This window comes from Streptomyces acidicola (genome assembly GCF_009377235.1).
Classification (GTDB): domain Bacteria; phylum Actinomycetota; class Actinomycetes; order Streptomycetales; family Streptomycetaceae; genus Streptomyces; species Streptomyces acidicola.
This window is the reverse complement of record NZ_VMNX01000320.1, coordinates 1-8,435: the sequence shown is the minus strand read 5'-3', so window position 1 is coordinate 8,435 and position 8,435 is coordinate 1. Positions and strand designations below refer to the sequence as shown.

General features: G+C 72.3%; 6 protein-coding genes. 3 read left to right on the top strand and 3 right to left on the bottom strand.

The genetic code is table 11. The annotated features are described in order from the left end of the window. Positions 1 to 152 precede the first annotated feature (152 nt). From FPZ41_RS42105 to FPZ41_RS42095, 3 genes are read right to left on the bottom strand one after another with little or no spacing between them, the layout of a single operon-like run. Positions 153 to 1,094: an HpcH/HpaI aldolase/citrate lyase family protein gene (locus FPZ41_RS42105; protein WP_322621425.1), complete on the bottom strand. Its 942-nt coding sequence runs from the start codon at positions 1,092 to 1,094 to the stop codon at positions 153 to 155. A 49-nt stretch (positions 1,095 to 1,143) separates the two neighbouring features. Next, a complete protein-coding gene (locus FPZ41_RS42100; protein WP_152869632.1) occupies positions 1,144 to 2,367 on the bottom strand; it encodes a CaiB/BaiF CoA transferase family protein in 1,224 nt (407 codons plus the stop codon). Positions 2,368 to 2,423: 56 nt separating this feature from the next. Continuing rightward, positions 2,424 to 3,419: a LysR family transcriptional regulator gene (locus FPZ41_RS42095; RefSeq protein ID WP_152869630.1), complete on the bottom strand. Its 996-nt coding sequence runs from the start codon at positions 3,417 to 3,419 to the stop codon at positions 2,424 to 2,426. Positions 3,420 to 3,562: 143 nt separating this feature from the next. On the opposite strand from FPZ41_RS42095, the gene FPZ41_RS42090 reads away from it, so the two are divergent. The 3 genes from FPZ41_RS42090 to FPZ41_RS42080 all read left to right on the top strand — a co-directional run bounded on the left by FPZ41_RS42090 (position 3,563) and on the right by FPZ41_RS42080 (position 8,281). Further along, on the top strand, positions 3,563 to 4,876 hold the full coding sequence (locus FPZ41_RS42090) for a CitMHS family transporter (protein WP_194236404.1): 1,314 nt from the start codon (positions 3,563 to 3,565) through the stop codon (positions 4,874 to 4,876). Positions 4,877 to 4,890: 14 nt separating this feature from the next. Next, complete coding sequence (locus tag FPZ41_RS42085) at positions 4,891 to 6,984, top strand: 3-hydroxybutyrate oligomer hydrolase family protein (protein ID WP_152869626.1); 2,094 nt, start codon at positions 4,891 to 4,893, stop codon at positions 6,982 to 6,984. Positions 6,985 to 7,261: 277 nt separating this feature from the next. Then, a complete protein-coding gene (locus tag FPZ41_RS42080; protein WP_152869624.1) occupies positions 7,262 to 8,281 on the top strand; it encodes a substrate-binding domain-containing protein in 1,020 nt (339 codons plus the stop codon). Positions 8,282 to 8,435: the final 154 nt, after the last annotated feature.

Sequence of the window (8,435 nt, the reverse complement as noted above, 5' to 3'; positions counted from 1 at the left end):
CCCCTTGGCGGGGTCGAAGGGGCGGAGCCCCTGGGGATGGGACGGGTAGGGGCGGCGGGGGCGAAGCCCCCGGCGACTTTCCCCGACAACCCGTCAGCCTGGGCGGAGCCGTCGCAGCGGAGACTCTCGCGGGCGGCCGCTCGGCAGCCGCCCTACGCTCCCGCGCTTCCGGACACGCCGCGATGCCGCGCGAGGACGTCGCGGGACGCCGCCGCCATCGCCTCGTCGATCATGCGGCCCTCGAAGCGGATCGCGCCGGAACCCTCGGCCTGGGCCCTCTCCACCGCCGCGATCAGCCGCTCGTGGCGCGCGAGTTCGTCCTCGCCGGGAGAGAACACGTCGTTGACGATGGCGACGTGCGACGGGTGGATCACCATCATTCCGTCGTAACCGAGCGCACGGTTCTGCTCGGCGAAGCGGCGCAGGCCCGCGAGGTCGGCGAGGTCGGCCCACAGACCGGACACCGGGTGCGGGGAACCCGCGGCGCGGGCGTCGAGGAGGACGCGGGCGCGGAGTTCATGGGTCTCCGTGCCGTCGGCGCTCCACCGGTAGCCGACGGCACGCTCGACGTCACCCCCCGGCGCGGTCAACGCGCCGAGGTGGGCCACGCGGGCGGCGGCCCGTCCGATGTCGTACGCCTCCCGCAGCGCGCGTGCCGTCTCCAGGAGCGGGACGAGCGCGAAGTGCCCCTGGGGCAGGCCGTGTTCGTGCTCGCACCAGGAGAGGAGACGGTCGGCAAGACGAATGTCGTCGGCGCTCGACACCTTGGGCAGCACGATGCCGTACAGGCCGGGGCGGGCCACCGCGCGCAGTTCGTCGGCGCTCGCCCAACCAGCCGTGCTGTTCAGTGCGTTGACGCGGACGAGGAGTCGCATCCCGCCGTCGTACGACCGGGACACGGCCTCGGCCACCTCTGCCCGCGCCGCCGCCTTCGCGTCGTCCGGTACCGCGTCCTCCAGGTCCAGGATCGCCGCGTCGGCGCCCGCCGCTTCGGCCTTGGTGAGCCAGCCCGTGCGGTTGCCGGGGACGAAGAGGAGCGAGCGCAGTGGGGCACGGGCGGGTACGCGACCGTCGTACGACCCCTCGGTCCCCACCTCACTCCCCGCCCTGGTCCGCACCTCGTTCCTCACCTCACTCCCCGCCTCAGATGACACCCGACTCCTCCAGCTTCGCCCGCCGTTTGTCGTCGATGCCGAGCCACTCGCCGTAGACGAGGTCGTTGTCCGCGCCGAGCGCCGGGCCGGTGCGCCACACCGCGCCGGGGGCCTGGCGGAAGTGCGGGATCACCGCCTGCATGCGTACGGGGCCGAGGTCGGGGTCGTCCACGGTGATGATGTCCTCGCGTTCGGCGTACACAGGGTCCGCGGCGATGTCCGCGGCGTCGAAGACGCGGGAGGCCACCACCTCGGCGCGCTCGAACTCCGCGAGGCACTCGGCGGTGGGACGCTCGGCGATCCAGGCGCGCAGGCCCTCGTCGAGGCGTTCGCGGCCGGCGTGCTGCTGTTCAGTCGTGGCGAACTCCTCGTCCGGCAGTCCCAGCAGCCGGGCCACGTTGCGTACCGACCGCAGGGTGGCGGAGGTGACGGTCAGCCAGTCGCCGTCGCGACTGCGGTAGGTGTTGATCACGGCGGCCGGGGCCACAGCCAGCTGGTTGCCCGCGCGCATCGGGGCGTCGCCCAGCTGGTCGTGGGCGATCACCTGCCACTCCACCAGCCGGAACAGCGGCTCGAAGAGCGCGAGGTCGATCCACTCGCCGTCGAACTCCGGGTCCGTGGCGCGGCGGTGCAGGGCGGCCAGGATCGCGTACGCGCCCATCAGACCGGTCACGGCGTCCCCGTGCGAGAAGCCGGTGTGCACGGGCGGCCCGTCCGGGAAGCCGGTCAGGTGCACCACCCCGCTGCGGGCCTCGCCCATCTTGCCGAAGCCGGGGGCGTCCGCCCGCGACGAGGTGGCGCCGAAACCGGAGATCTGCAGCAGTACGGCCTTCGGGTTGAGCGCGTGGACCGCCTCCCAGTCCAGGCCCCAGCTGCGCAGCCGCCCGGCCCGCAGGGTCACGATGACCACATCGGCCCAGGCCACCAGGTCCCGGGCCACCTCCCGGCCTTCCTCGCGGTGCAGGTCCAGCGTCACCGACCGCTTGTTGCGGCCCGCGACCTTGAACCAGAGGGGGACCCCGTCCCGTTTCGGCCCCATCGCCCGCGCCGCGTCCCCCGCGCCGGGCGGCTCCACGTGCACCACGTGCGCCCCCTGGTCGGCGAGCATCGCCCCGGCGAGCGGTCCGGCCACGACGTGGGCGAACTCCACCACCTTCAGGCCCGTCAACTGTCCCTGCCGTGCGCTGCCGCGCTCGTCGTTGCGGTCGTCCATGCAGTTCAGGCTGCGGGGTGGGTCGTATGCGCGTCCAGCAAGGAACGGGGATCAATTCATGCGGATACCGCATCGGTCGGCGGGGGCGGCGTCCCTGCGCGGCCGGAGGGAGCCGGGGCCTCCTCCGACTCCCACGAAACCCCCTTCGGCAGCTCGTGGCCCGAGGCCCGGAACTCGTCCAGCTGCTCCAGGAAGGCGCGCGCCCCGGGCGGCAGGCTCCGCCGTACCGGCAGGACGACGTACAACTGCCGCTCCACCACCGGGTCCACCAGCGGGCGCCGTACCCACTTTCCGGGCGCCACCAGCGGGTGCACGAGCGCCGGCATGGCCGAGACCCCGAGCCCGGCGGCCACCAGGCCGCCGACCGTGGCCACGCTCCCGGCCTCGGCCGCGGGCCGGGCCTCGACGCCCGCCTGCGCGAACGCCGCGTCGGTGATGCGGCGCACGCTGGAGTCCGTGCCCACCGCCAGGAAGGGCTCGCCGCCCAGTTCCTGCCAGGTCACCTCGTCCCGCTCGGCCAGCGGATGTCCCTCGGGCAGCACGGCGTCGAAACGGTCCCGGACCAGCGGCCGGAGTTCGATGCCGGGGGTGCGGGGGCGGGCCACCGTCGTCACCGCGAAGTCGGCGTCCCCGTCCACGACCCGTTCCAGGACGAAGCGTTCCAGGCCGTCCAGGATGCGTATGGTCACCTCCGGGCGGCGGTCCCGGAAGGCCGAGATCACGGGGGGCAGCAGGACGGCGGCGGGGGAGGGCAGTGTCGCCAGCGCCACCGTGCCGCGTTCACCGGTCACGTACCGGCCGAGCTGGGCGAGCCCGGCGCGATGGGTGGCGAGGATCTGGTCCGCCACGCGCAACGCCTCCGCGCCCGCCGGAGTGAGCTGCACATTACGGGTGTCGCGCTCCAGCAGCCGCATGCCGAGCGTGCGTTCCAGGTCGGCGACCGCCCGGCTCAGCGACGACTGGGACACGTGCATCTCGGCGGCGGCCGCGGTGAAGCTCACGGCCCGGGCCACCGCGGCGTAGGCGGCGAGTTGGCGCAGGGTGACGTCCATGGCCGGGAGCGTAGGCGTGCGGGCCGCCGTAGGGAACTGATGCGCTAAACGCATGGACAGATCTGTGTTCAATGCTGGACGCGGATCTTTCACCGCTCCGAAACTCATCGGCAACACCGGCCGGACTAGGAAGTGGGCGGATCATGCTGGCGGCACTGGGCTTCTGCACCATCGGGGGTTTCCTGCTCCTGACCATGACCAAACGCGTGTCGGTCCTGGTGGCCCTGGTGCTGCTGCCGGTGCTCGCCGCGCTGGCGAGCGGGCACGCCGACGAGATCGGGCCGATGGCGCTCAAGGGGCTGACCCAGGTCGCGCCCACGGGCATCATGATCGCGTTCGCGGTCCTCTACTTCAGCCTGATGATCGACGCCGGGCTCTTCGAACCCCTGATCCGCGCCATCCTCAAGGCCGCCAAGGGAGATCCCGTACGTATCGCGGTGGGCACGGCCGTGCTCACCATCTGCGTCGCGCTCGACGGGGACGGCGCCTCGACGTTCCTCATCACCGTCTCGGCCCTGCTGCCCGTCTACCGGCGCCTCGGGATGAGCCGTCTGGTGCTCGCCGGAATCGTCTGTCTCGGCGCGGGCCTGATGAACCTGGTGCCCTGGGGTGGTCCGACGGCACGTGCGGCCGCCGCGCTGAAGCTCGACACGTCCGACATCATCACGCCCCTGCTGCCCGCCCTGGGCGCGGGCATCGCGTGGGTGCTGTTCGCCGCGTACCTCATCGGCCGCCGGGAACGTCGCAGGCTCGGCGAACTGGCGCCCGAGGAGCGCACGGAGGTCCCGGAACCGGTGGGCGACGGCCCCGGCACACCCCGTGTGACGGCCGCCCGGCACCCCGCGCTGACGGTCTTCAACCTGGTGCTGACCCTCACCCTGCTGGTCCTGCTCGTCCTCGAAACCATGCCGCTGCCCGTGCTGTTCGTGCTCGCCTTCGTCATCGCGCTGCTCGTCAACCACCCGCGCTGGGAGGACCAGCAGGCACTGCTGGAGAAGCACAGCAAGAGCGTCGTCCTCGTCACCTCCATGATCTTCGCGGCGGGCGTGTTCACCGGCATCCTCGGCGGCACCGGGATGATCGGGGAGATGGCCGAGGCGATGGTCGGCGTCATCCCCGACGGACTCGGCGGGCACCTGCCGGTCCTCGTCGCCGTCACCAGCATGCCGCTCAGCCTCGTCTTCACCCCCGACGCCTACTACTTCGGCATCCTGCCCGTGCTCGCCGGAACCGCCGACGCCTTCGGCACCGACAGCGCCGAGATGGCCCGCGCCGCCGTCCTCGGTCAGATGACGACCGGCTTCCCGCTCAGCCCGCTCACGGCGTCCACGTTCATCCTCGTCGGCATGACCGGCGTACAACTCGGCGAACACCAGCGCTTCATCTTCCGCTGGGCGTTCGGCACGACGCTCGTGATGACGGCGGCGGCACTCGCCACGGGTGCGCTGCCGCTGTGAGGAGGACCCCACCCATGCCCCGCGGACTTCCGCTGCTGCTCGCCTGCGCCCTGGCGGTCACCGCCGCCCCGATCGGCACGGCCTCGCCGGCCGTGGCCGTACCCGCACCTCAACTTCCGCCATATATAACGGAGTTGACGTCCGCACGGTATGACGGTCGTACCGACGACCTGCTCACCGGCGGCCTCGGCTTCGCGGGACTCCGCGCCACCACACCTCCCGGCTTCGCTGATCCGGACCACCCCACGCCCACCGAACTGCGGCGCCGCGCGCTGTGGACCTCCGCGGGACTGTCGGCGGGCGACGGCGGCGGCCTCGGGCGGCTGTACGGGGCGAACGTCGACCGCGGGCGGCCCGTGCCCGGGGACGGCAAGGTCGCGGGCACCGAGTACCACGCGGTGGCGGGCCGTGGCGCGCGCAGTGTGAGCTTCGTGGTCCAGGTGCCCGACGCCTTCGACCGGGCCCGACCGTGCGTGGTCGCCGCGCCCGCCTCCGGACTGGGCGGTGTGTACAACATGGTGGGCACGGCCGGGGCGTGGGCCCTGCACCGGCGCTGCGCCGTCGCCTACACCGACAAGGGCATGGGGCCCGCCTTCGACGACCTGCACTCCGGGACCGTGATGGCGTACGACGGCACGACCGGGCCCCGGACGGACGTCGGCGGCCGCGCCGCCTTCGACGCGGGCCTCAGCGCGGAGGAACGGGCGCGGTTCGACGCCGAGCGCCCCTTCCGGGTGGCCTACAAGATGGCGCACAGCGGCACCGATCCGCAGGCCGGCTGGGGCCGTGACGTGCTGCGGTCCGTGGAACTGACGCTCGCCGTGCTGAACCGTGACCACCGCCGGGGAGTACCCGCCGCCGGCTACACCCCGGCCACCACCACCGTCCTCGCCACCGGGGTCTCCAACGGCGGCGGCGCCGCGATCGCCGCGGGCGAGGACGACCGGCACGGCCTCGTCGACGCCGTGGTGGCCTCCGAGCCGCAGATGAACCTCGCCCCGCTGAACGGCGTCGAGGTCCGCGAGGGAGACCGGCGCGTATCCGCCGCGGGACTGCCCCTGCTCCAGTACAACTCCGTCGCCTCACTGCTCCAGCCGTGTGCGGCGCTCACCGAGCCGGCCGCTCCCGGGTACGGAAACCTGGACCCGGCCGCCGCGAGGCGCCGCTGCGCCGCGCTGGTCGGCGACGACCCCCGCCTGATCACACGCCGCGACGCCGCCCGGGTGGGCCAGGACGGGCTGCCCCGGCTCGCCCAGGAGGCGCTCGTCCGTATCGGTTTCCAACCGCAATCCTCCTATCTGCAGGCGGCCCACTACGATCCGGGGACCCCCGCCTCGTACGCCATGAGCTTCGCCCGCGCCTCGGTCACCGACTCGCTGTGCGGCTACGGCTGGGCCCGCACCGACTCCTCGGGCAGGCCCGCCCCGTACAGCAGGGCGGAACTCGCCGCCGCGTTCGCCACGAGTCCGGGCCGGGCCCCCGCGCCCGGCGTGCTGATCGACGAGAACTCACCGGGCGGGCCCGTCGCCGATGCCAAGTCCCTGGGACCGGACGGCACGCACGACTACAACCTGCGCGGCGAGCGCTGCGTCCTCCGTCTGGCCTTCCCGCGTGCGAACGCCCCCAGCGAGGAGCAGGCGTGGGCGCGCCGGGTCGCCGAAGGACTGGACGGCACCCGACGCACCGGCGACCTGCACGGCAAGCCCACGCTGGTCGTGCACGGCCGCGACGACGCCCGCGTTCCCGTCAACCACAGCTCACGCCCCTACCTGGGGCTCAACTCCCGTGCGGAGCAAGGGCACGGCACGGTGCGCTATGTGGAGGTCACTCACGCCCACCACGCCGACTCGACCGCACCCGGGTACGACAACCGGTACGTGCCCCTAGGGTTCTACTACCAGCAGGCCCTGGACCTGATGTGGCAACAGCTGAGCCACGGCACGCCCCTGCCGCCGAGCCAGGTCGTGCGCACCACACCCCGGGGCGGCGAGCCCGGCCACGCTCCGGCTCTGACGGCCGCCAACGTCCCGCCCGTCGCGGCCACTCCGGCCACCGCCGACCGGATCAGGGTGAGCGGCGGCACGGTACGGATTCCGGACAGAGGGTGAAGCGGGGGGCCGGAGCGGGCCCGCGGGCAACGTGGGCCACTCGCGCCTGGAATGTCACAGTAGACGACAGTGGCACATGCCAGAGGGAATCCCGTGAGGCCAGAGAGCTGGCCGGGCTCTGTCATCCCAGTTGATTGGTCACTTGACTACCAGGCGTCACACACGGTTGGCTCACGGCCAGTGAAAGCCTGAAAGCCGACGCGCGTCACTCGGTGCGCGTGTCGGCTTTGCCCTCCCCTTTCCTCCGCTCGGTCGCACAGCGAGGTGCCACACCTTCATGAACACGTCCCCCACCCCCCACGGTTCGACCAGACACCCCCGCGCCACCGCCCTGGCGTCCGCCGTGGTCGTCGTCGGCCTCCTCACGGCAGGCTGCTCCGGATCCGGCGGGTCGGCCTCCGACAGCTCCGACACGGCGGGCAAGGCGGGCACAGCCCGGATCAAGGTGGCGATGATCACCCACGGGGCCGAGGGCGACGAGTTCTGGGAGCGTGTGAAGAAGGGCGCGGAAGCCGCGGCCGCCAAGGGCAACATCGAGCTGACGTACGCCAGCGACGCCGACCCGGCGGGGCAGGCCGGGCTGGTGCGCGACGCGATCGGCGAGCGCGTCGACGGCATAGCCGTCACCCTCGCCAGGCCGGACGCCATGAAGGCCGCCGTCGACCAGGCCCAGGCGGCCGGCATACCGGTGGTCGGCCTCAACTCCGGTATCGACGCCTGGCGGTCGCAGGGCCTGCTGGAGTACTTCGGCCAGGACGAGAGCGTCGCCGGCCGCGCCCTCGGCGACAAGCTGGACGACCTGAAGGCCAAGCGCGCCCTGTGCGTCGTCCACGAGCGCGGCAACGTCGCCGTGGAGGCCCGCTGCGCCGGAGTGAAGAAGACCTTCAGCGGCCAGACCGAGAACCTCTACGTCGACGGAACCAACATGGACGCCGTGACCTCCGTCATCGCCGCGAAGCTCAGGCAGGACTCCGGTATCGACGAAGTCATCCTCAACGGCGCCCAGTTCGCGCTCGCCGCCGTCGACTCGGTGAAGGAGTCCGGCAGCAAGGCGAAGATCGCCACGTTCGACCTGAACGACGACCTGGTGAAGGCCGTGCAGGACGGAAAGGTGCAGTTCGCGGTGGACCAGCAGCCCTATCTGCAGGGCTACCTCGCGGTCGACGCGCTCTGGCTCTACAGGTTCAACGGCAACGTCAGCGGCGGCGGAGAGGCCCCTGTGCTCACCGGCCCCGCCTTCGTCACGAAACAGAATGTCGAGAAGGTCGCGAAGTTCGCGGCGAACGGGACCCGTTGATCCTGTTCCGCGACGTAACGTTCCGCGAGATAACGGGGACGCCACGGTTTTGGCCCCTCACCATGCGTGCGATCACTTGTACGGATAGCATTCTGGCCATCCCCTGTGCGTAACCGGACACGCGGCCACCCGCCGCGCTCGTCCCCCTGAGCCC